Raw genomic sequence first — 23,104 nt, forward strand, 5'->3', positions numbered from 1 at the left:
TCCTAACGCTTGGAGCGGACGCGGGCGATGACGGCCAGTGGGTGGCCCGGGTGGGGCGCGGTGAGGGCGGTGTGCAGGGCGTCGTGGTCATGCCCGTCGACCTCGCGGGAGATCCAGCCCTCGGTCTCGAACCTGGTGCCGATCCCCTCCGGCCAGCCGTGGGCGCTGGAGCGGTTGTCCACCACCACCGTGGTGAGCTCCTCGACCCGCAGCCGCCCGGCCACGGTGATCGCCTCGTGGTTGCTGCCCTCGTCGAGTTCACCGTCGCCGACGAGCACGACCGTGCGGGGCGGTGCGCCGTCGGGGCGGCGCACGTCCCGGGCGCGCAGTCCGAGGGCGGTGCCCAGTGCGAGCGGCAGCCCGTGGCCGAGCGAACCGCTACCGATTTCGGCTCCGGGCACGAGCACGCGGTCGGGGTGGTGGCCGAGCGGTGAGTCGAACGCCCTCCATCCACGCAGGGTGGGCACGTCGAGGAAGCCCTTGGCGGCGAGAACGGCGTAGAAGGCGACCGGCCCGTGCCCCTTGGACAGCAGGAAACGGTCTCGTGCGGGGTGCTCGGCGGTCTCCGGGGTGACGGCCAGGACACGGTCGTAGAGCACCCACAGGACGTCGAGGGTGGAGTTGGCGGCGCCCTTGTGCTTCTCGTCGCCCTCCATGAGGCCGATGAGCACGGGCAGGTCGGCGTAGCGCGAGAGAGTGGCTGCGGTCGTCATGCACCCCAGTCTTCGACCTCAACAAGGGTTGAGGTCAATGGCGAGGCGCGGGCCCGGACCGCGATTCATCAAGTGATGTGCGTCACACCACAGTCGCGCCGAGGACGTCCCCCGAGCCGGCCGGAACGCACGAGTCCGCCCCGGCGGCCTTCAGCGCGCGCACCACCTCGGCCTCGATCCCGCCCGCCTTCGGGGAGTCCTCGTCACCCACCAGGAACGCGCACGTCGGCCCGGAGCCGGACACCAGGGCCCCCAGCGCGCCCGCCTCCCGGCCCGCCGCCAGAACGCGCGCCAGATCCGGCCGCAGCGACAGCGCGGCCCGCTCCAGGTCGTTGGTGAGCGCGGCGCCCAGCGACGCGGCGTCCCCGGACGCGAGCGCCTCCTCCATCGCGGGCGAGGGGCGCGGCGCGGGCGCGTCGGGCCGCAACCGGTCGTACTCCCCGAACACCCTGGCCGTGGACAGGCCCCGCGACGAGAGCGCGAACACCCACCGGTACCGGCCGGGCGCGACCAGGGGCTCCAGGATCTCTCCCCGCCCCGTCCCCACGGCGGTACCGCCCATCAGCGGGAAGGGCACGTCGCTGCCCAGGCGTGCGGCCAGGTCCATGAGGTCCGTCTGGGGCAGACCGCAGCCCCACAGCCGGTCGCAGGCCACCAGGGCCGCCGCCGCGTCGGCGCTGCCGCCCGCCATGCCCCCGGCCACCGGGATCCGCTTGTCGAGGTGGATTTCGACGGGAGACCCCTTGCCGGTCTCCTCGGCCAGGAGGGCCGCCGCGCGCGCGGCGAGATTCGTGGCGTCGAGCGGAACCCCGGCCAGGTCCACGCGCGTCCCACCGGATGCCGTGAGCGTCGCGAGTCCGAAGTCCTGACGCGGAGGGGCCTCCTTGACGGTAACCTCGTCGAACAACGAGACGGCGTGGAACACGTTGACGAGGGCGTGGAACCCGTCCTCACGTCTGGGTCCCACCGCCAACTGGAGGTTCACCTTCGCGGGGACCCGCACGGTTACGGTGGTACTAACGGTCACGAGTCCCCAATCGTAAAGGAACCCCCTACCTTGCGTGAACACATGCCCCGGCCGGGGAAGCAGTGTGTCTCGCGCCCGTCGCCGACGGGATCACACCCGTCGGCGCGAACCAGGGGCTCCGATCGGGGATCAGTCATCACTGTCATGTCAGATACCGCCCTTCCCCCGAACGATCCGAAACGTCGCACGGGTGGGAATCAGGGCACAAACACCGCTACCTTGGGGCGAGGCGGAGTTTGGACACCGTCGGGGAGGGTCGCTTGCCGTCGGATGGGCTCCCGAAGAACCTGGAACCGCTGGCAGCCGGAGATCCGGCCACCATCGGTCCCTACGTGCTGTCCGGGAAGCTGGGTAGCGGCGGCATGGGCACCGTCTACCTGGGCAGTACCGCGGAGAGGAACAACCAGGTAGCGATCAAGGTCATCCGCCCGGAACTCGCCTTCGACGAGGCGACACGGGCACGTTTTCGCGACGAGATGGAGAACGCCCGCAAGGTCGCCTCCTTCTGCACGGCCAAGGTCCTCGACCACGGGACGTTCGAGAACCGTCCCTACATGGTCACCGAGTACATCGCCGGAACCGCTCTGGCCGAGCACATCGCCGAGAACGGGCCGCTGGACTCCTCGACCCTGCACGGGTTCGCCCTGGGCGTGGCCGCGGCGCTGGCGGCCATCCACCGCACCGGGCTCGTCCACCGCGACCTCAAGCCCGCGAACGTGCTGCTGTCGCTCTCCGGGCCCCGCGTGATCGACTTCGGCATCGCCCGGGCGATGAACACCGCGACCAACCACACCCAGACCGGCATCGTCATGGGCAGTCCCGGCTGGATGGCGCCCGAACAGCTGCTGGAGGAACAGGTCACCACCTCGGCGGACATCTTCGCCTGGGGCTGCCTGGTGGCCTTCGCGGGCAACGGGACCCACCCGTTCGGCAACGGCGACGCCATGACCCTGGGCAAGCGCGTGCTCTTCGCCGAACCGCAGATCGGGAACCTGGACAGCCCGCTGGACCGGCTCGTCCTGCGCGCCCTGGCCAAGGAGCCGGGGCGCCGGCCGACCGCCCAGGATCTGCTCCTGGAGCTCGCCGGCGGCGAGGACAACTCCAACCCGAACGACATGGTCTCCCACGCCCTGCACCAGTCGTGGCGGCCGAACCTGCCTCCCATGCCGCCCGGCGGCCCGCAGCCGGGGATGCACCCCGCCCAGCAGACCATGACGGGCATGCGGCCCCCGCCGCCCCCGCCCGGCCGCTACCAGGCCGGCCCGGTGCCGCCCCCGGCCCACCAGACCGGCACCTTCCCCCGGCCGCAGGCGCCGCCCCCGGCCGCGCGCCCCGCCGGGGCGCGCCCGTCCGGTCCGCCCCCGGGCAACCAGAACGCGCCGCGCCGCCCCGCGCCCGCGCAGCCGCACCCGGCCTCGACCGGTCCGATCCCGATGGCGCCGTCCGCCGAGCAGCAGGGGGCGCGCCCCGGACCGCAGCCCTACGTCCCACCGGTCCCGCCGCCCCCGCACCGACCCGCCGCGCCCAACCGGCGCAAGGGGATCGTCCTGGGTCTGGCGGCGGCCGTGGCGGCCGTCCTCATCGCCGTCGCGGTCCTGCTGGCCGTGCTGTCCACGGTGAACGGCAGCGCGCCCTGGGCGGACGCCGACGCGGACGGTGACTCCGGCCAGGAGCAGTCCGGCGCCCAGCGGCCCGCACCCGAGGACGAGGACAAGTCGGAGGACGCCGAGGACAGGGAGGAGACCTCCGAGGACGCCGTACCCGGAGACGCTCCGGTCCGGTCAGCCGACGGCATGGTCGAGTACGAGATCGAGGACGTCGACTGCAACCGCACACGCGACGAGTACTTCCCCCGTTCGGAAATCGAGGGCGGCCAGTACTGCTTCGTGGGGTTGAGGATGACCAACCTCGGCGACGAGCAGCTGCGCTTCCTCTCCGACCAGCAGTACCTTCTGGTCGAGGGTGGGGTCAGCCCCTATCCGGCGGAGAGCCCGACGCCCCTGGAGGGCGACACGGACGGGCTGTGGGCCCAGGGCGGAATCCCTCCCCGCGCCACCGTCGGCGGTGAACTGGCCTTCATCATCGAGGAGGGCGAACGGCCGACCACCGTGCAGCTGACGCACCGGTCCGGTCTGGACCGAACGCAGATCTCGATCGAGCACCTGGTGGACTGACTCCCCGGGGCGCGTTCAGCGACCGGACCCTTTCACCCCTACACGACTATTCCATAGTCAAAGGTTGAATAATCATCGATCTAAAACACGAATAAACCTTTGATCAATTCACGTATGGCCAGGTATGGCCAAATTTAGCCCTTGACGAAAGTCGGAGAGAACGAAAGACTCACCGACGCATAACGAAAGGGTTAACCATCGTGAAGATTCGCAACAAACTGGCCCGTGGCATTGCCGCCGTGGCGGCCGCCTGTATGGCGGCGACCGTGTTCCAGATCTCCGCCGCGAGTTCCGCCAGCGCGGAGAGCGCCCCGTCCGCGCAGCAGCCCCAGCAGGCCGTCGAGGTCCAGCTGTCGGAAGAGCAGATGGAGGCCCTCGTGGCAGCCGCCTGTTCAGGACCGCGCAAACCCTACAAGTCCGGCAGCAACATCAAGGCCTCCTACTCCGGATGCAACTACGGAGGCCAGTGGAGATTCGTCCTCCAGCGCCACCGGTGGTGGGGGTGGACCGACATGACGAGCGCTTCCATGAGCCCCTCCAGCCAAACGCTCTCGGCCAGTTGCTCCGGGTCCGGTAACCACAACTACCGTTCCGTCTTCCGGTACAGCAACAAGATCACCGCGACCAGCTCCAGCTACCGCGTGACCTGCTGACAACAGATTCCGACCGAGGAATTCCCATGACCGCTCCAGCCTGAGCGGTCATGGGAATTCCGCCACGGCCCCCTCTTATCGGAGTTTCACCGCGGCCTGACGCGAACGGGCCCGGTACTCGCTGGACCAGCGCGTACCGGGCCCGCCGTGCCGTTCCCGGTCCTCCGCTCCGCTTCGGACCGTGTTCGGGCACCGCCTGGGGAACCGTTCCAGGAAAAGGACCCGGCCCCTACTCCCACTCGATGGTGCCCGGGGGCTTGCTGGTCACGTCCAGCGTCACCCGGTTGATCTCGCGCACCTCGTTGGTGATCCGGTTGGAGATACGGGCGAGCACGTCGTAGGGCACGCGCGACCAGTCGGCGGTCATCGCGTCCTCGCTGCTGACCGGGCGCAGTACCACGGGGTGGCCGTAGGTTCGGCCGTCGCCCTGGACACCGACCGAGCGGACGTCGGCCAGGAGCACGACCGGGCACTGCCAGATGTCACGGTCCAGTCCGGCGCGGGTGAGCTCCTCGCGGGCGATGGCGTCGGCCTCGCGCAGGACCTCCAGGCGCTCGCGGGTCACCTCGCCGATGATCCGGATGCCGAGGCCCGGCCCCGGGAACGGCTGGCGCCACACCATCTCGGAGGGCAGGCCCAGCTCTTCGCCGACCTTGCGCACCTCGTCCTTGAACAGCTCGCGCAGCGGCTCGACCAGGGTGAACTGGAGGTCGTCGGGCAGTCCGCCGACGTTGTGGTGCGACTTGATGTTCGCGGTGCCGGTGCCGCCGCCGGACTCCACGACGTCCGGGTAGAGCGTGCCCTGGACGAGGAACTCGACCTCGGCTCCGTGCTCGCCGCTCTCGACGACGATCTCGCGGGCCGCCTGCTCGAACACGCGGATGAACTCGCGGCCGATGATCTTGCGCTTCTCCTCCGGGTCGGTGACCCCGGACAGCGCCGTCAGGAACCGGTCCTCGGCGTCGACGACCTTCAGGCTCACGCCGGTGACCGCGACGAAGTCCTTCTCGACCTGCTCGGCCTCGCCCTTGCGCAGCAGACCGTGGTCGACGAACACACAGGTGAGCTGGTCACCGACGGCCCGCTGCACCAGGGCGCCGGCCACGGCGGAGTCCACGCCGCCGCTCAGCCCGCAGATGACGCGCTTGTCGCCGATCTCCTCGCGGATGCGCTCCAGCTGCTCCTCGACGATGTTGACCATCGTCCACGTGGGGCGGCAGCCCGCGCCCTCGTACAGGAAGCGGCGCAGGACGTCCTGGCCGTGCTCGGTGTGCATGACCTCGGGGTGGAACTGCACGCCGAAGAGGCGGCGTTCGGTGTCCTCGAAGGCGGCGACCGGGGCTCCGGCGGTGCTGGCGGTGGTCCGGAAGCCCTCGGGCGCGCGGACGACGGAGTCGCCGTGCGACATCCACACCAGGAGGTCCTCGGGCACGCCCTCGAAGAGGAGGGAGTCCGTCACGGCGGACAGCTCGGTGCGGCCGAACTCGCTCAGGTCGGTCCGGTCGACCGTGCCGCCCAGGGCACGGGTCATGGCCTGGAAGCCGTAGCAGATGCCGAAGGTGGGCACCCCGGTCTCGAAGAGTTCGGCGCCCACGTTGGGGGCGCCCTCCGCGTAGACCGATGAGGGGCCACCGGACAGGATGATGGCCTTGGGGTTCTTCGCGAGCATCTCCTCGACCGGCATGGTCGAGGGCACGATCTCGCTGTGCACGTGGCATTCCCGCACACGCCGTGCGATCAGCTGCGCGTACTGCGCGCCGAAGTCCACGACGAGGACGGTGTCGAACGTGCTGTCAGCACCAACGGACACGACGGAGGACCTTCCGCAGAAGTACAGGGATATACGCCCAGTCTAGGGCGTGTTCCGCGCGTTCGGCTTGGTGGGAAGCTCCGACCGGGTGTGCTCCCCCACATCTGGGCGCGGCGAGGGGCGTACAGGGTCCTGCAAGACGAGGCAAGCCGCCAGCGAGGAACGAGCGACAGGCGCCGCCGAGGATGAAGGACCCCCGTTCTCCACGCCCCGAGCCCCGGCCGAGCCCGCGAGGCCGCATCAACACAGAGGGGCGTACGGGGTCCTGCAAGACGAGGCAAGCCGCGAGCGAGGAACGAGCGACAGGCGCCGCCGAGGATGAAGGATCCCCGTTCCCCACGCCCCGAGCCCGCGAAGAGCACGCCTCAGCCCGCGAAGCCCCTCGGGTTGGCGCTCTGCCAGCGCCAGGCGTCGGCGCACGCGTCGTCGACCGTGCGCACGGCCTTCCAGTCCAGGTCGCGCGCGGCGGCCGACGGGTCGGCGTAGCAGACGGCGATGTCGCCGGGGCGGCGGCCGACCACCTCGTACGGGATGGTGGCCCCGGTCGCCCGTTCGAAGGCGCTGATGCTCTCCAGGACCGACGTCCCGTGTCCGGTGCCCAGGTTGTACGTGCGCCACCCCGGGGCGTCGGCCAGGTGGGCGAGCGCGGCGAGGTGGCCGCGCGCCAGGTCCACGACGTGCAGGTAGTCACGCACGCCGGTGCCGTCGGGGGTGTCGTAGTCGTCGCCGAAGACCTGGAGGCGCTCGCGCCGCCCGGCGGCGACCTGCGCGATGTACGGGAACAGGTTGTTGGGCACGCCCTGGGGGTCCTCCCCGATCAGGCCGCTGGGGTGCGCGCCGACGGGGTTGAAGTACCGCAGCGCGACGACCCGCCAGCGGGGGTCGGCGGCGGTCAGGTCGCGCAGGACCCGCTCGGCGAAGAGCTTGGTGGCGCCGTAGGGGTTGGTGACGCTGAGCGCGCCGTCCTCGGTGATCGGGGTCCGCTCGGGATCGCCGTAGACCGTGGCGGAGGAGCTGAAGACCAGGTCGCGGACACCGTGTTCGTCCATCGCCTCGGCCAGGGTGAGCAGGGCGTCCAGGTTGTTGCGGTAGTAGCGCAGCGGCTGTTCGACGGACTCGCCGACGGCCTTGAGCCCGGCGAGGTGGATGACGGCGTCGACGTCGTGTTCGCCCAGGACGCGGCGCAGAGCGGCCGGGTCGGTGCAGTCGGCGCGGTGGAACGTGACGGCGCGGCCGGTGATCCGCTCGACCCGCCGCAGCGCCTCCCCGTGGCTGTTGACCAGGGAGTCGAGGACCACGACGTCGTGCCCGGCGTCGAGGAGTTCGACGGCGGTGTGCGTGCCGATGTACCCGGCGCCGCCGGTGAGGAGTACGTGCATCTCTCGCTTCCCCAGGGTCGAGGTCCGTCCGCCGCTTCGCGGACGCCCCCAGGATAGGCGCCGTTCGGACGCGCTCCGGGCTCCCCGGGGCACGGCTCGGGGGAGGGACCGCGCCGGTTCCCTCCCCCGGTGACCGGGTGGCGCGCCCGCGTCGGCGCGCCGTGCCGCCGCTACCCGCGGCCCCCGCGGATGTCGAGGTAGAGCACCTGCGGGTCGTGGTCGCTGACCTGGTCGTGGAACTCGGAGTTGATCCGTACGACCTCGTAGTCCATCCGGCCCGCCAGCGCGGCGTTGAACAGGATGTGGTCGAGTGCCTGTGAGTTGCCGTCGAAGACGTAGTTGTACCGCTCGTTCTCGGGCAGGTCCGACATCGGGTTGGTGAGCGGCCCGTCCCCGGTGAGGATGTCCAGGGTCGGTGAGAACGGGAAGTCGTTCAGGTCGCCCATGACCACGACGTTGGCGTCCGGGTCCACCGCGAACAGTTCGTCGGTGAACTCCCTGACCAGGCGCGCCTGCGCGTTGCGCTGGACCTCGCTCGACCGCTCGGGCGGCTGGACGACCCCGTGCAGGGACTGGTCCCCGCCCTTGGAGTTGAAGTGGTTGGTCACCACGAACAGGTCCCGCCCGCGCACGCGGAAGTGGCCCACGAGCGGCTTGCGGCTGGAGTCCCACGCCTCGTCCTCGGGGGAGATGCGGCCCGGGGAGACGCTGAGCTCGGGTCCGCGCGGCCCCTCCAGGACCTCGACGCCGGTGGTGGCGTCGGGCTCCCCGGCGTCGATGAAGCGGACGTGCTGGGGGTCGAAGAGGAAGACGTTGCGGATGTTGCCGCCCGGCTGGCCGCCGTCCTGACCGTCCTCGGGGCTGATCTGGCGCCAGGCGTAGCGCGGTCCGCCCTGCGCGTGGATGGCGCGGGTCAGGCGGCGGAGTGTGAGGTCGGCGTCCACGGTGCCGTCGTTGACGGGGCCGTTGTCGTCCTGGATCTCCTCCAGGCCGATGATGTCCGGGGAGCCCAGGTAGTCGACGATGCCCCGGGCGAGTTCGTCGAACTTGGCCTGGTCGTCCGCGCCGTCGAGGTTCTCGACGTTGTACGTGGCGATGGTGTTCTCGTAGGGGGCGGCCGCCCGGGCGGGCACGCGCTCCAGGTCGCCCCCGACGATCTCGCCCAGCGTGGTGGCGCGGATGAGGAAGCCGCCGAACCGGCTGTAGTAGAGCGGCCCCTCGGTGACGCCGGTGAGCGTGTCGCCCACGTTGGCCCGCGGGAAGGGGTGGGTGTCGCGGTCGAGCAGGGACTCGATCTTGATCCGGCCCGGGTTGGGCTCGTCGTAGGAGCCGTAGAGCGTTCCCCCGTTGACCGTGGCGTCGCGGCCGTCGGGGTCGGTGGTCACCCACAGCGCCGAGTAGGGGTCGGTCTCACCGATGACGGGCGCGTCCTCCACCCGGACGAGCATGTGCTCGTGGGCGGCCCAGAAGTCGAGGGCGTAGGTGCCGGGGCGCAGGTCGAGGTCGGAGATGTCGCCGCCGTGGTCGGGGGCGTACTCGTCGGGGACCGCGTCGGCGTCGAGCAGCACCGACCCGGGCAGGTCGGCGCCGGACGAGACGGTGGTCCAGCTCGCCCCGGAGAGCTGGGTGATGGTGTGCGCGTCGGTCTGGGGCCGGTACTCGCTGACGCGGCCCCCGACCAGGACCTCGTCGCCGACGGCCACGTCGGGGGTGGTGGAGCCGGTGAAGACGAAGAGCGCCTCGCTGGTGCGCGGGTCGTCGTCGCCCTCGGGGTCCTGGAACCAGAAGCCCTGCGCGGAACCGAAGCGGTTGACCGCGGTGACGACGCCCGGGACGCCGCTGACCCGCCGACCCTCGTGGGGGGAGGTGCGGGTGGTGCCCTGGACGTCGTGGACGCGCAGGTCGCCGGGCTCGCCCGGGTCGGGGTCCCCTCCGCCGTCGCCGGGGGTCTCCCCGGCCGCGTTGGTGGGGGTGGGGGGACCGGACGTGAGGTCGGCGGCGTTGTTTCCGGTGTCGGTGAAGGCGTCGTCGCGGGCGGCGGAGGCGGTGTTGCTCAGCCGCGCGGCCGGGGCGCCCTCGAAGACGACGGCGTCGCCGTAGCCGACGACGTCGACGACCCCCTCCTCCTCGGCGCACTCGACGGCGGTGCGGCAGGTGACGGGGTCGGTGCCCCGGACCAGGAGGACCGCGCCCGAGCGGGCGGACATGGCGGTGCCGCCGGTGGCGTCGGGGGCGGGCAGGTCGACGCTGCCGCCCGACCCCTGGCCCTGGCGGACCAGGTAGTGGCCCCCGGCGTCGACGGATCCGGACAGCTCGGTGACCTGGGCGCGGGTGCCGGAGCTCGGGCTGGCGGGGAGGTACTGCACGCTCCAGCCGTCGAGCGTGACGGCGGCGTCGGTGGGGTTGCCCAGTTCGACGAAGTCGTGGCGCAGCTCGGCTCCGCTGTTGCCGCCACCGCCGTAGACCTCGCTGATGACGGGTGTGGTGGGCTCGGCGGCGGCGGGGGCGGCCGCCGCGAGGGTGGCGGTCAGGATCAGGGCCGCCGTGGCGGAGGTCGACGCGAGCACGCGTCTCGCCGGCGTTCTGGAAGGGGTTGGGGACACGCCTTCTCCGTATGTGTGGGGGTTTGAGGGGGTATTCGGGGTTTGTCGGCCTTGTGGGCGTGCACATCATCACCCCCGCGCATGACCGTCCGGAAGAGCGAACGTGAAAAGGAGACGACGCACAGCCCGGTTTGGTGGGATGTGACGACAAGTCAGCCTGCCATTTATCGTGCGATCCTCCGAATCCGGGGCGCGCCCCAGCGCCCCGGACACGCGAAGGCCCCGCCCGGATCGGGCGGGGCCGTGCTGTGTCTCGGGCCTTCCGCTTCGCTTCGGCCCGTGTTCGGGCGCCCAGGACTCCCTCAGCGGTGTCCTGGCCTCACAACCGCGGGTCGACCGGCTCCGACTCCAGGGCCAGGACCGCGAACACCGCCTCGTGCACCCGCCACAGCGGTTCGCCCCGGGCGTGCCGCGCCAGCGCCTCCAGCCCCAGCTTGTGCTCGCGCATCGCCAGCCCCGTCTTGCGGCCCAGCGAACGGCGCTCCTTGAGCGCCTCCAGCCGCTCCGGTTCGGTGTAGTCGGGGCCGTAGATGATCCGCAGGTAGTCCGGGCCGCGCACCTTCAGTCCCGGCTGGGCCAGGCCCTTGCGCGCCCGCGCCCGGGCGCCGAGCACCGGCTTGACCACCATGCCCTCACCGCCCGCCGACACGAGCTCCCACCACCAGCCGGCGGCCGCGGCGCACGCGTCCGGGTCGGTGGTGTCCACGACCAGGTAGCGGGTGGAGCGCACCAGACCGCTCACCTCCGCGAGCCGTTCGGCGACCCCCATGTGCCACAGGTGGTCGGCGTCGGTGTACTCCCGTCCCTCGGAGGCCAGCACCATGAACGGCGCGTACTGGAGCCCCGCGGCGCCGTCGGTGTCCCAGGAGTAGCGCCGGTACACCCGGCTGAACTCCTCCATCTGCCCGGTCCGGCGCTCCACGGTCGCGGCCAGGTGGGCCACGTCCACGCCGCGCCCGGCCGCCGCGGCCAGCGCCGCCCCGGCCGCGGGCAGGGCGGCGCGCGCGGCGGCGCCCACCGACGCGTACTGCTCGCGGATCAGCGACCGGGCCTTGGCCGACCACGGCAGCATCTCCCCGTCCAGGGCCACCCAGTCCGTGCCGAGCCGGTCCCACAGTCCGGCCGCGCCGACCGCCTCGCGCAGCTGGTCGACCACCTCCGCCTGAAGCGCGGGGTCGGCGAAGAAGGGGCGCCCGGTCCGGGTGTACACGGTTCCCAGCTCCCCCGGGACGAACCGCCGTTCGGCCGCCGTCTCGTCCCGGCACAGCACCGCGACCGCGCGCGAGCCCATGTGCTTCTCCTCGCACACGACCTGGCCGATCCCCGAGCCCCGGTAGGCGGCGAACGCCTCCGCCGGGTGCTCCAGCAGGCCGGGCTCGGTCGCCGTGGGCGCCGGGGCCATGGTCGGCGGCAGGTACAGCAGCCAGCGCGGGTCGACCGCGAACCGGCTCATCACCTCCAGCGCCGCGAGGGTGCTGCCGCCGTCGGCGCGTACCGCGCCGTGTTCGGTGTCCACGTGCGTTCCGGAGCGAAAGTCGCCGACGCCCACGTCGGTGATGTCCAGGGTGTGCTTCGACCGGGCCTCGTCGGCCGCCCCGCCGCCGGGCGTCTCCGGCACGAGCGGCCTGGTCGGCTCGTACCACACGCGGTGCGCCGCCACGTCGACCAGCTCGCGCTCGGGGTAGCGCAGGGCGGTGAGCCGCCCGCCGAACACGCAGCCGGTGTCCAGGCAGATCGTGTTGTTGAGCCACTCCGCCTTGTGCGTGGGCACGTGCCCGTACACCACGGCGGCCCGGCCCCGGTAGTCGCGCGCCCACGGCAGGCGGACCGGGAGCCCGTACTCGTCGGTCTCGCCGGTCGTGTCGCCGTACAGGGCGAAGGAGCGCACCCGGCCGGAGGCGCGCCCGTGGTACTCCTCCTTCAGTCCGGCGTGCGCGACGACCAGCCTCCCCTCGTCCAGGACCAGGTGGCTCACCAGCCCGTCGCAGAACTCCAGCACGCGCGCGCGGAACTCCTCGCTCTCGCGGCCGAGCTGCTCCATGGTCTCGGCCAGACCGTGTGTGAGCTGTGCCTTGGCGCCCTTGAGCACGCGTACGAGCTTGTTCTCGTGGTTGCCCGGCACGCACAGGGCGTCGCCGTCGGCGACCATGCCCATGGCCAGCCGCAGCACGCCCGGGCTGTCGGGGCCCCGGTCGACCAGGTCGCCCACGAACACGGCGGTGCGGCCCTGCGGATGGCGGGCGCCGACCGGTCGGCCCTCGTCGTCGCGGGTGAGCGCGTAGCCGAGATCGCCGAGCAGTTCCTCCAGCTCGGCGCGGCAGCCGTGCACGTCGCCGATGATGTCGAACGGGCCGGTCAGCTCCGTGCGGTCCGGCCAGGCGCGTTCCAGTTCGATGGTGGCCGCGTCGATCTCCTCCGGGCCGCGCAGCACGTGCACCTTGCGAAAGCCCTCGCGGGTCAGCCTCTTGAGGCTCGACTTCAGGTCGCGGCGCTGTCGCCGGATGACGTGGTCGCCAAAGGACCGGTCGGGGCGCTCCCGATTGCGGCGGACCGCCACCGACTCGGTCACGTCGAGCACGATCGCCGTGGACAGCACGTTGTTGTCCTTGGCGATGCGCACGAGCTGTTCGCGCGCGCCGCGCTGCACGTTGGTCGCGTCCACGACGGTCAGCAGGCCCCGGCGCAGCCGGATGTCCACGATGGTGTGCAGCAGCTTGAACGCGTCGGCGCTGGCGGCCTGGTCGTTCGGGTCGTCGCTGACCACGCCGCGGCAGTGGTCGGAGCTGACCACCTGCGTCGGCAGGAAGTGGCGCGCCGCGAAGGTCGACTTGCCCGCGCCGGACACCCCGACGAGCACGACCAGCCCCATCCTGGGCACGCTGAGCACCCGCGGCTCGGCGGGCTCGGTGGTCTCGATCTCGCTCATCGGGTGAAGACTCCCATCTGGGTCGGGGCGCCGGTCTCCGGGTGTTCCGGGCCCACCGGCAGGAAGCGGACCGCGTAGCCGTTCCGTTCCGCCACGCCCTCGGCCCAGGCGGTGAACTCGGCGCGGGTCCACTCGAAGCGGTGGTCGTCGTGGCGGAAGGCGCCCTCGGGCAGGCCCTCGTAGTGCCTGTTGTACTCGGCATTGGGCGTGGTGACCACCACGACCCTGGGCTGGGCGGCGCCGAAGACGCTCTCCTCCATCGCGGACAGGCGCGAGGGGTCGAGGTGCTCGACGACCTCCATCAGGACGGCGGCGTCGTGGCCGGAGAACCGCGCGTCCCGGTACACGACCGAGCCCACCAGCAGCTCGGGCCGGGAGAGCCGGTCGCCGCTCCCCTCCCGGGCCCCGTCCGCACCGGCGAACAGGGGGCGGTGGCGGCCGCGTCCGTCCGGGTGACAGCCCCGGCACAGTGCGCGGTGGGCCCGCTCCAGGCTGACGGTGCTCACGTCCACCCCGGTGATCCGCTCCAGGGCGCGGTCCTCGACCAGCCGTTCGAGCAGCTTGCCGGACCCGCAGCCCAGGTCGATGACGCTGGTGGCGCGCTCGGCGGACAGCACCGCCAGGACGGCGCCCGCACGCTGCTCGGCCAGGGACGGGCCGCGCTCCTCGCGTGCCGGGGCGGCCGCGGTGTCCTCGGTCGCCGGGTCGTCGGCCTCCTCGTCCCCGGTGCGGTCGTCGGCCTCGGCCAGCCGCGCCAGGGCGGTGCGCACGTACCGGTCGCGCCGGTTGAGGTAACGGCGGGTGATCCAGCCGCGCTCGGGGTGCGAGGCCAGCCATCCCGGGCCGTCGTCGCCGTCCCCGCCGGTGGCGCCGCCCGCCCGCAGGAGCTTGTCGACCTCGGACTCGTCCACCCAGTAGTGCTTGGCGCCGTCCATCGCGGGCAGCAGCACGTACAGGTGGCTGAGCGCCTCGGACAGCGGCATCGTGCCGGTCAGGGTGAGCGACAGGTAGTGCGAGTCGCCCCACCCGGGCAGGCCGGGGTCGAGCGGTACGGGTTCGGCCGCCACTCGCCAGCCCAGCGGTTCGAAGAGGGACCGGGCACGGTCGGCCCCGCCCCGGCAGGGCACGGCGGGCAGGGCGAGCGTGAGGGGGATGGGCGTGCGCGCCAGCTCCGGCCGGGTGTTGCACCGCCCCTTGAGCGCGCTGCCGAAGACCCGGCCGAGTGCCACCGTGAACAGCGACGACGTCGCGAACGGACGGTCGTTGACGTACTGCGCGAGCGCGAAGTCGGGGCTGTTCACCGACGTGCGCGAGCGCAGCAGCGACCGCGGGTCCACCTCCAGCATGAGCGCCGCGGTGCACCGCTCGTCGGTCGCCTCGGGGTAGAAGACGTGCGCCGTTCCGAAGGACTGCTCGAAGCTCTGCGCCTTGTCCGGATGTTTGTGCAGCAGGTATCCGAGGTCCGTCGCGGGCGTGGCCGTGGTCGTGATCGTCAGTAGCACCCATGCATTGTGGACGAGGCACCACCGCCCGGACCACCGTTTTTCCCGGGTGTCAGGTCGGCCCGCCCTCCGGACGGACCCGCGGGTCCACCCCGACCCGCGCCATCGCGTGCGCGACTCCGGCCCGCGCGTCGCCGAAGAAGGACCACGGCAGCTCGCAGTAGTAGTGGCCGACCGCGCCGAGGTGCCACCGCGCGGCCTCGGCGACGTCGGCCCGGTGGAAGGCCCACCCGAACAGGTGGTGTGCCTGGACGTCGCGTTCGTGCGGCGCCGCGACCGACACCCAGGCCCGGGCCGCCTCGAACAGCTCGCGGACGGCCTCGCCGTGCAGGCGGCCCAGGATCATGTCCGCGATGTAGTCGTAGGAACCTTCGGCGATCAGCCTCTTGCGCTCGGCCCGCAGGTGCTCGGCGTGGGCGAGGGCCAGGACGGCGGGCAGGGGGTCGCCCTCGGGTGCGCCGTCCGCCGCCGCACCCGCGACCGCGAACATCTCCTCGGTCGTTCCGCCCCGGTTCGGGGACAGGGAGCGGACCCGGGTCATGTGCGCGGGGAACAGGTGCGGTGCCCGTTCGGTCACCTCGCCCCAGATCCGGTCCTTCTCCTCCCGGTCCGCGCCCAGACCCATGGCGACCGTCTGGAGGGCGGCCCAGGGCACGGCGTCGTCGGGACGCAGGTGGGCGGCGGCCTCCAGGGGAGCGCGGGCCTCGATGAGTCCCGCCTCCAGCGCCTTGCGATCGGCCCGGACCGTGGCCGCGCCCCCGGTGGGCCGGGTGGCGGCACGTGCGAGCAGGACGTGCCCGAGCCAGAGCATGACGTCGGCCTCGTCGGCGTCTCCCTCGGCCAGGGAGGCGACCTCGGCGACCCGGTCGACGGCGGCGCGGCCGAGCGCCTCGGCCCGGTGGGCGCGGACCTCGGCGTCGTCGCGTTCCTCACCGAGCAGGGCCAGCCCGGCCGCGACGCCGCCCTCGCGCACCACCTCGCACCCGGACCGCAGAACGGGGTCGGTGCCGTACGCGGCCGACACCAGCGCCGCCTCGATGCCCGTGCCGGTCGGCACCCGCCCAGAAGTCCGTCGAAATCGCCACATATGGGGTAATCCTACTGCTCCGTGCGTGGAGCTGGGGCGGCGACCGAGACGCGGCCCCGCCACAATCACGAAACACACCGACATTACATCATAATACTTACATAAATTCCCCTGGGTCGAATTCTTCGCCTATACACCAACGGGCGTCCGGATTCACCGAAAAAGCCATGGGGCGACAGCACGTTGAGTACTCTCACGAACGGCGAGGACGGGGATTCTCGAACGGCGGGACGAGAGGAAGGGGCGTCGCTTCTTGAGTATGACGGACATGATGGAGGTCGCCGGGATCAGCGACCCCACGCTCCGGCGGTCGTTCGAGGTCTGCCGAAGGGTACACGCGCGCAGGCACGGGAGTTCGTACGCGACCTTCGCGCTGCTACCCGCGCAGAAACGGCCGTACCTGCACGCGCTGGCGGCTTTCGCCGGTTCGGTCGACGACCTGGCGGACGAGGGGCCGGAGGCGAACCGCCCCGGAGCCGTGGCACGATGGCGCGACACGACCTTCCGGGAACTGGACACGGCGCACAGCACCCATTCCCTGCGACGTGCGTTCGTCCACACGGTCAGGATGTGGGGGCTCGACACCGGACTGCTGGCCGATCACTTCTCCGCACTGGAGAAGGACTGCGGGGAGCGCCCCGACTTCGCCACCTTCGGGGAGCTGCGAGAATTCCTGCTGGGGATCTCCGGAACATGGGCCGAGATGGCCGCACCTCTGCTGGAACCGGTCGACGGGCAGGCACCGCGGCTGATGTCGCTGGTGGGTGAGGTGTTCCAGATGGCCGACGTGCTCAGCGACCTGGCGATCGACCTCGACCGCGGCCGCTGTTACCTGCCGCGCCGCGACCTCGAACGGTTCGGGCTGACGGCGGAGAGCCTGTGGCGGCGGAGCCCGGGACGTCCCCACACGGAGCTGATCGGGTTCGAGGTCGGCCGTGCCCGCGATCTCCTGGCCGAGGGAGCCCGGGCGGGTGAGAGCGTCCACCCGTCGAGCAGGCCGTTCGTATCGGCGATGACGAACGGCCTGGGTCTGTGGCTGGACGAGATCGAGCGCCGCGGGGGCGCGCTGCTGCGCACCCCGCTGGAACCGCCCTCGCTCCCGGCCCCGCGTCAGGGCGGCCCGTCGTCCTCCCTCCTCTCCTCCCTGTTCGGACTCAGCGACCCACCGGGCCCCGCCGTGCGAAGCCGCCCGCGCCCCTCCCCGCTCGGCGGGCCGCGCCGTGGGCGGGTCCCGGGAGCCCCCGTCACCCCGAAGGCGCCGCCCCGACACGTCGCCGTGATCATGGACGGGAACCGGCGCTGGGCCGCCGAACGCGGCCGCCCGGCCGTCGACGGCCACGGTGCGGGCGAGCCCGCGCTCCTCCGGTCGGTGGACGCGGCGATCGAGTGCGGCGTCGGGTACCTGACGGTGTTCATGTTCTCCACGGAGAACTGGTCCCGCTCCCGGGAGGAGGTGACGGCACTGTTCGACCTGCTCAGCGGCCGGATCGGCGCATTCACCGAGCATCTGCACGGTAGGGGGGTCCGCGTCCGCTGGTACGGCCGCCGTGATCAGGTCCGGCCACGGCTGCGAGACGAGACCGAGCGCTCCGAGACGCTCACCGCGGACAACACCCGTCTCACCCTCACCATCTGCCTTGACTACGGAGGACGGCAGGAGCTCGCCGACGCCGCGGCCCGGGCGGCCGCGGACGCCGTCGCCGGGCGGATCGACCCCGCGGACCTCACCCAGGACGGGTTCGCGCGCTATCTGTACGACCCCGAACTCCCCGACGTGGACCTGTTGCTGCGCACCTCCGGGGAGCAGCGGACGAGCAACTTCCTTCCCTGGCACACCGCCTACGCCGAGATCGTCTTCGACGACGTTCTCTGGCCCGACTTCGAGGGCGCCCACCTGCGCCGCGCCATCGACGCCTACACCGGCCGGCGGCGCCGTTTCGGGGCGGACACCGTGGAGGAGGCACGCCGCCACGCCCCGGGGAGCTGACCTGACGGGTCAGGACAGCTGGTCGGTCACCGTCACCGTGTCCTCCGCGCCCCGGGAGCGGCGGTGGCCGATCGCCTGGAGGGCGATGAGCGCCACCCCCAGGGCCGAGCCCGCCAGCACGAACCAGTGCGGGGCCACCGCCGTCGACAGCACCCGCTCGGCGAGCGCGGCCCACTCGGGGCCGACCATGACCAGGGCCGCGGCCAGGATCAGCCCGAGCCGCTCCCCCAGCGTCGTGCGCCGCAGGAAGTGCCCCTCGATCGCGATCGCCGCCGCCGCGAGCGCCACGCACCCGCTCAGCACCGCGGCCGCCAGCTCCAGCACGGGACCGTCCACCGCCAGCAGCGCGGAGTAGGCCATCATGACCGGGATCAGGTAGAGGCCCTTGGCGAACTTCCACGCCGCCGCCCCGGCCCGCATCGGCTTGGCGCCCGCGATCCCCGCCGCGGCGAACGCCGCCAGCGCCACGGGAGGCGTCACGTTGGAGTCCTGGCTGTACCAGTACACGATCATGTGCGCCACGAGCACGGTCAGCCCGAGCTCGCCCAGGGCGGGCACGGCGAGGACCGAGATGACCACGTAGGAGGCGGTCACCGGCAGCCCGAAACCCATGATGAGCGACGCCACGGCCACCATCACCAGGGTGAGCAGCAGGTTGCCGGCGAACACCGTGACCAGGACGTTCGACAGCGTCAGACCGAGCCCGGTCAGCCCGACCATCCCGACGATGATCCCCGCCACCGCGCACGCCGCCGACACCGGGAGCGTGTTGCGGGCGGCCATGACGAACACGTCGAGGAGGTCGCTCGGCGACAGGCGGCTCCCCGCCCGCAGCATCGCCACGGCCAGCAGCGCACCGCACGCGTACAGGCCCGCCTGCGTGGGCGGCACGTACTGGAGCAGCAGGACGATGAGCAGCAGCAGGGGCAGGAGGAAGTGCCAGCCCGCGGCCATCACCAGGCGCAGGCGCGGCAGGTCCTCGTTCCTGGCGACGCCGATGCCGTGCTTGCGCGCGAGGATGTCCACGAACAGGAACATCACACCGAAGTACATGAGCGCCGGGATGAGGGCGACCTTGACGATGTCGGCGTAGGGGATCCCGGTGCGCTCGGCCATGATGAACGCGCCCGCGCCCATGATGGGCGGCAGGATCTGGCCGCCGGTCGACGCGGCGGCCTCGACCCCGGCCGCGTCCGCCCTGCGGTAGCCGACCTTGCGCATCAGGGGGATGGTGAAGGGGCCGGAGGTGACGACGTTGGCGATGGCGCTCCCGGACACCGAGCCCATCATGGCGCTGCCGAGCACCGCGCCCTTGGCGGGGCCGCCGACCATGCGCCCGGTCACCACGTACGCCAGCCCGACGAAGAAGTTGCCGCCGCCCGTCTTGTTCAACAGGGCGCCGAAGAGGATGAAGACGAACACGAACGTCACGACCACGCCCAGGGTCAGGCCGTAGATGCCGTCGCCCAGGTAGGTGTGCGTGGAGATGCGCTGGATGGTCGCGCCGGTGTGGCCGAACTGCCCGGGGATGAACGGGCCGATCCACGCGTAGTACACGAAGGCGACCACGAGCAGGACCATGATCATCCCGACCGCCCGGCGTGTGGCCTCCAGCAGCACGATCATGAGGATCAGGCCCAGGACCCAGTCCAGCCCGGTGTAGGCCCCGGCGCGCGCGGCCAGTTCGTCCTGGTACCGGATCGGGTAGACGCTCACGACGACGGCCGCGGTGACCAGCACCAGGTCCAGGACCCAGCCGACACCGGTCAGGACGCGCCGGGCGGCGGCGTCGCGCGCGTCCCCGACGTCCTCCCCCTTCACCGTCCCCTTCCTCCGCCGGGGGATCAGCGCGCGGACGACGGTGAGCGCCGACAGCCCCGACGCCTTGCCCAGGTCGAAGGGGCGCATCAGGAGGAAGACCAGGACCATCACGAACAGCAGGTGGATGATCCGCTGCTGCCGCGCGTCCAACCCCGCGAAGAGCGCGACGTAGAGCTGGAAGGCGGTCAGGGCGACGGCGAGCACGGCCACCACCGCGCCGACCGCGGTGGCCGCTCGGCCCTCGCCCCACCGCTCCTCGGCGACCCGCCTCCACAGCGGGCCGTCGCCCCCGTCCCGGCCGTCCACGTCCGGGAGCACGTCCGCCGAGGTCCCGGTTCTGCCCGTCCGGGTTCCGAATCCGGTCCCGTCCCCGGCGGTGTCGGGGGCGGCGCCCTCCGGCGGCGCCTGCGGTGGAGTGTCAGCCATGGTCTTTCCTCGGGTTCTCGTACGGAGAGGGGGATGTCAGCACTCGGGCCGTGGAACGCGGCCGAGCAGCAGTCGAAGCGTGGAGACCCGCACGGGGGCGATGACCACCCGGTGCGAGGTCAGGCACGGGGAGAGCCGTACCTCGGTGTCGGACGTACGCAGGCGGTGGTCGACCTCGGCCGATCCGGGGCGCAGCACCAGTTCGGCGCCGACGTCGCGGTCCATGTCCTCGACCACCCACCACTCGCCGTCGGCGTGGGCCTCACCCACTCCGGTGACCCGGCCCATGCCCGCGCCGTACTGGACGAAGCGGGTCGCCTCGGCGACGATGCGGCCGTCGCGTACGGTCAGGTCCTCCTCGATCGGCAACCCGTCGATGGAGTGGACGTAGGCGACGGTGAAGGTCTCCCCCTCCGTGAGCGGGACGCTGCCGAGGGGGGCTCCGTCGTCGGTCAGGCGGAGCGCCGGCCACACGGGGGCCAGCAGTGCGGCGGCCACCGCGGTGAGGGTGAGGACCGCGGCCCACAGCGCCGGGGCCCGCGGGCGCCGACGGCGGTCGGCGCCCGCGGACGGCCGGTCGGTCGGTTCGGATCGAGCGGCCACGGGAACGGCCTAACCCTCCGTCTGGACCACGAGCTCCTCGGGCAGCTCGACGCCCTGTTCCTCGTAGAACCGGGCGGCGCCGGGGTGCACCGGGACGGGGCTGTTCAGGATGGTCTCGGGGACCAGGTACTCCTCGGCCGGGGCGTGGGCGGCGAGGAGGGTGTCGATGTTGTCGAACATGGCGGCCGTGATCTGGTAGGCCTGCTCCTCGTTGAACTCACCGGCGACCACCAGCGAGTTCCACACCGCGATGGTCTCGGTGTCCTCGTCGACGCCCGGGTAGGTGCCGCCCGGGATGGTGTGCTCGGTGTAGCTGCTGGAGGCGGCGGTGATGGCCTCGCGCTCGTCGTCGCACATGTTGATGAGGTGCACGTCCTCGGTGGTGGCGAGCTCGGTCAGCCCGCCGTGCCCCTCACCGACCACCCACGAACCGGCGTCGAGCTGGCCGCCGCGCAGCGCGCTGTCGGTCTCGGCGTACCCGAGGTTCTCGATCTCGATGTCGCCCATGGACATCTCCAGGGCCTCGAAGACCGCGGAGGTGGTGGCGTGGTTTCCGCTGCCGGGGGCGCCCACCGAGTAGTGGGTGCCGAGCACGTCGCGGAAGCACTCCAGGCCCTCGTCCTCGGCGATGGAGTCCAGGGTCACCGTGTGGAAGACGTTGGGGTAGAACACGGCGAGCGCGTAGGACTCGATCGGGCTGCCCTCGAACTCCGCGGTGCCCTCGAAGGCCTGGCCCGCGGCGTCGCCCTGGACGATGGCGATGTCGGCGTCGCCGTTGCCGATGAGTCGGAGGTTCTCCACCGAGGCCCCGGTGGTCTCCGCGGAGCCGGTCTGCCCCTCGACGTTGTCCTCGATGACGGTGCCGAGGGCGCCGCCGAGGGGGAAGTACACACCGGTGGAACCGCCGGTGGCGATGCTGAGTTGTTCCCGGACGGCTCCTTGGCCGATGCCGGCCGCGTCCTCGGCGGCTTGTTCGGCGGGCTGGGCACAGCTCGCCAGCATGAGAACGCTGACGGGCAGGACGGCCAGGGACGGCACGGCGCGGCGCATGGTCGAGTCCTCTCGGAATGACGTTGGGGGGTAGCTGGGGGACGGAGCGGACGGCGCCGGGGAGGGGTCCTTCGGGGATCGCCCGAGGGTTCGGGGGGCCGTTCCTGTGGGAAGCGCTCCGGTGAGAAACGTAACGGGAACCGATCGGTCTCGGACAGCGTCCGCTCCGGGTTTTGAGGCTCCGCTGAGGTTCCGGCCGTGTTGCTATGGTCTGACCATGGTGTGGGCGCGAAGTCACGGTTCGTGGTCGATCGTGCGGTCATCGGTGACGGTGGTCCTCACCGCGGCCCTCCTCACGAGTTCACTTCCGCCGCACGAAGACCTCCTCCGGCTGTCCGTCGGCACGGGCGGCGAGGGCGGCGTCTACTTCGAGTACGGTTCCGGGCTGGCGGGCGTGGTCGACGCCGAACCCGACGGCACCGAGATCGTCGCGGTCCCCACCGCCGCCAGCGTGGAGAACAACAGGCTGGTCGCCGCCGGGGCCGTGGACGCCGCCTTCACCCTCGCCGACGTGGCGGCCCTGGCCGTGGCCGGGGAACCCCCGTTCGACGAGCCGCTGCCCGTCGCCGCGATCGCGCGGCTGTACGACAACCACACCCATCTGGTGGTCCGCGCGGAGTCCGAGCACACGGAGATCGGCGACCTCGCGGGCGGCACCGTGTCCCTGGGCGCCAGCGGCTCCGGCACGGAGATGATGGCCGAGCGGCTCCTGTCCTTGGCGGGGCTGGCGGAGATCACCGAGGAGGAGCGCGACGGCGGGGCCGACGGCGTGGTCCCGGTGCGTCTGCCCATCGGCGAGTCCGCGCGCGCTCTGGAGGAGGGGCGGGTGGACGCGTTCTTCTGGTCGGGCGGCCTGCCCACGCGCGCGGTGGCCGATCTCGCCGCGAGGACGCCGATCCGGCTGATCGACCTGGCGGAGCACGTGTCCCCGCTGGTGGAGGAGTACGGCGAGCACTTCACGGAGATGCCCGTCCCCGCCGGCACCTACCCGGGGGTCCCGGCCGTGCGCACGATCGGCGTGCCCAGTCTGCTCGTGGTCAACGACCGCATGCCGGACGAGGTGGCCGGAGAGCTGACCCGACTGCTCTTCGAGTCGCGTCCCGACCTGGTCGGGGTCCACCCGGTCGCGCTGAGTCTGAATCCGCGCTCGGCGATCGCCACGCTGCCGGTGCCCCTGCACCCGGGGGCCGCCGCGTACTACCGCTCGGTCAAGTACGCCTACGAGGCGTCGGGGACCTGAGCCCCGGGTGGTGGAGGGCGACGAAGTGGGGGGTACCGGAGCCGGAGGCTCTCCGTTGAGGTGGTGGAGGGCGACGAAGTGGGGGGTACCGGAGCCGGAGGCT

15 protein-coding genes are annotated in these 23,104 nt (G+C 72.0%); 4 read left to right on the forward strand and 11 right to left on the reverse strand.

Translation table 11 applies throughout. The features are described 5' to 3' along the window. Positions 1-2: 2 nt before the first annotated feature. Together KIK06_RS18330 and KIK06_RS18335 are read right to left on the reverse strand one after the other, a co-directional pair. Entirely contained in the window at positions 3-713 is a 711-nt protein-coding gene (locus KIK06_RS18330) for a thiamine pyrophosphate-dependent enzyme (protein WP_017597098.1), read from the reverse strand. A gap of 82 nt (positions 714-795) precedes the next feature. Continuing rightward, positions 796-1,740, reverse strand: a complete 945-nt coding sequence (locus tag KIK06_RS18335) for a 4-(cytidine 5'-diphospho)-2-C-methyl-D-erythritol kinase (RefSeq protein ID WP_268644340.1) — start codon at positions 1,738-1,740, stop codon at positions 796-798. Positions 1,741-2,000: 260 nt separating this feature from the next. Here KIK06_RS18335 and KIK06_RS18340 point away from each other — a divergent pair, with 260 nt between their 5' ends. Both KIK06_RS18340 and KIK06_RS18345 read left to right on the forward strand, forming a co-directional pair. After that, positions 2,001-3,914 (forward strand): serine/threonine-protein kinase, encoded by a 1,914-nt coding sequence (locus KIK06_RS18340; protein WP_268644342.1) that lies wholly within the window; start codon positions 2,001-2,003, stop codon positions 3,912-3,914. A gap of 200 nt (positions 3,915-4,114) precedes the next feature. After that, the gene (locus tag KIK06_RS18345) at positions 4,115-4,567 is read left to right on the forward strand and encodes a hypothetical protein (protein WP_268644344.1); all 453 of its coding nucleotides are present in this window, start codon (positions 4,115-4,117) and stop codon (positions 4,565-4,567) included. 229 nt (positions 4,568-4,796) lie between these two features. Here KIK06_RS18345 and guaA read toward each other — a convergent pair whose 3' ends face one another. The 6 genes from guaA to KIK06_RS18375 all read right to left on the reverse strand — a co-directional run bounded on the left by guaA (position 4,797) and on the right by KIK06_RS18375 (position 15,874). Further along, positions 4,797-6,377 carry a glutamine-hydrolyzing GMP synthase gene (guaA, locus tag KIK06_RS18350; protein ID WP_017597102.1) on the reverse strand — a complete coding sequence of 527 codons (1,581 nt, stop codon included), beginning with the start codon at positions 6,375-6,377 and terminating at the stop codon, positions 4,797-4,799. Between the two features lie 365 nt (positions 6,378-6,742). Further along, entirely contained in the window at positions 6,743-7,756 is a 1,014-nt protein-coding gene (galE, locus tag KIK06_RS18355) for a UDP-glucose 4-epimerase GalE (RefSeq protein WP_268644346.1), read from the reverse strand. A gap of 170 nt (positions 7,757-7,926) precedes the next feature. After that, positions 7,927-10,359 (reverse strand): endonuclease/exonuclease/phosphatase family protein, encoded by a 2,433-nt coding sequence (locus KIK06_RS18360; protein WP_442789780.1) that lies wholly within the window; start codon positions 10,357-10,359, stop codon positions 7,927-7,929. Between the two features lie 319 nt (positions 10,360-10,678). After that, on the reverse strand, positions 10,679-13,285 hold the full coding sequence (locus tag KIK06_RS18365) for a polynucleotide kinase-phosphatase (protein ID WP_268644351.1): 2,607 nt from the start codon (positions 13,283-13,285) through the stop codon (positions 10,679-10,681). After that, complete coding sequence (locus KIK06_RS18370; protein ID WP_268644353.1) at positions 13,282-14,787, reverse strand: 3' terminal RNA ribose 2'-O-methyltransferase Hen1; 1,506 nt, start codon at positions 14,785-14,787, stop codon at positions 13,282-13,284. The genes KIK06_RS18365 and KIK06_RS18370 overlap by 4 nt, the downstream gene beginning before the upstream one ends. A gap of 52 nt (positions 14,788-14,839) precedes the next feature. Next, on the reverse strand, positions 14,840-15,874 hold the full coding sequence (locus tag KIK06_RS18375; protein ID WP_442789781.1) for a hypothetical protein: 1,035 nt from the start codon (positions 15,872-15,874) through the stop codon (positions 14,840-14,842). 259 nt (positions 15,875-16,133) lie between these two features. On the opposite strand from KIK06_RS18375, the gene uppS reads away from it, so the two are divergent. Continuing rightward, a complete protein-coding gene (gene uppS / locus KIK06_RS18380) occupies positions 16,134-17,861 on the forward strand; it encodes a polyprenyl diphosphate synthase (protein WP_268644356.1) in 1,728 nt (575 codons plus the stop codon). Between the two features lie 9 nt (positions 17,862-17,870). On the opposite strand, the gene KIK06_RS18385 is transcribed toward uppS, so the two are convergent. Genes KIK06_RS18385 through KIK06_RS18395 form a run of 3 tightly spaced genes read right to left on the reverse strand, consistent with a single transcriptional unit; the run spans position 17,871 to position 21,761 of the window. Then, positions 17,871-20,108, reverse strand: coding sequence for a TRAP transporter permease (locus tag KIK06_RS18385; protein WP_268644358.1), 2,238 nt, complete (start codon positions 20,106-20,108; stop codon positions 17,871-17,873). Positions 20,109-20,144: 36 nt separating this feature from the next. Then, the gene (locus KIK06_RS18390; protein ID WP_017597110.1) at positions 20,145-20,711 is read right to left on the reverse strand and encodes a DUF1850 domain-containing protein; all 567 of its coding nucleotides are present in this window, start codon (positions 20,709-20,711) and stop codon (positions 20,145-20,147) included. A 9-nt stretch (positions 20,712-20,720) separates the two neighbouring features. Continuing rightward, entirely contained in the window at positions 20,721-21,761 is a 1,041-nt protein-coding gene (locus KIK06_RS18395; RefSeq protein ID WP_268644360.1) for a TAXI family TRAP transporter solute-binding subunit, read from the reverse strand. A 217-nt stretch (positions 21,762-21,978) separates the two neighbouring features. Between KIK06_RS18395 and KIK06_RS18400 the strand changes: the two genes are divergently transcribed. Continuing rightward, the gene (locus KIK06_RS18400; protein ID WP_026127327.1) at positions 21,979-23,001 is read left to right on the forward strand and encodes a TAXI family TRAP transporter solute-binding subunit; all 1,023 of its coding nucleotides are present in this window, start codon (positions 21,979-21,981) and stop codon (positions 22,999-23,001) included. The last annotated feature ends 103 nt before the right edge of the window (positions 23,002-23,104 follow it).

The sequence above is a fragment of the Nocardiopsis sp. EMB25 genome, from assembly GCF_026797795.1.
In the GTDB taxonomy this organism is placed as follows: Bacteria; Actinomycetota; Actinomycetes; order Streptosporangiales; family Streptosporangiaceae; genus Nocardiopsis; species Nocardiopsis lucentensis.

Bases quoted from the DNA above. Each gene is read 5' to 3' on its own strand.
- KIK06_RS18330 (WP_017597098.1), bottom strand. From the start codon at position 713: ATGACGACCGCAGCCACTCTCTCGCGCTACGCCGACCTGCCCGTGCTC.
- galE (WP_268644346.1), bottom strand. From the start codon at position 7,756: ATGCACGTACTCCTCACCGGCGGCGCCGGGTACATCGGCACGCACACC.
- KIK06_RS18365 (WP_268644351.1), bottom strand. From the start codon at position 13,285: ATGAGCGAGATCGAGACCACCGAGCCCGCCGAGCCGCGGGTGCTCAGC.
- KIK06_RS18375 (WP_442789781.1), bottom strand. From the start codon at position 15,874: ATGTGGCGATTTCGACGGACTTCTGGGCGGGTGCCGACCGGCACGGGC.
- uppS (WP_268644356.1), top strand. From the start codon at position 16,134: ATGACGGACATGATGGAGGTCGCCGGGATCAGCGACCCCACGCTCCGG.
- KIK06_RS18385 (WP_268644358.1), bottom strand. From the start codon at position 20,108: ATGGCTGACACTCCACCGCAGGCGCCGCCGGAGGGCGCCGCCCCCGAC.
- KIK06_RS18395 (WP_268644360.1), bottom strand. From the start codon at position 21,761: ATGCGCCGCGCCGTGCCGTCCCTGGCCGTCCTGCCCGTCAGCGTTCTC.
- KIK06_RS18400 (WP_026127327.1), top strand. From the start codon at position 21,979: ATGGTGTGGGCGCGAAGTCACGGTTCGTGGTCGATCGTGCGGTCATCG.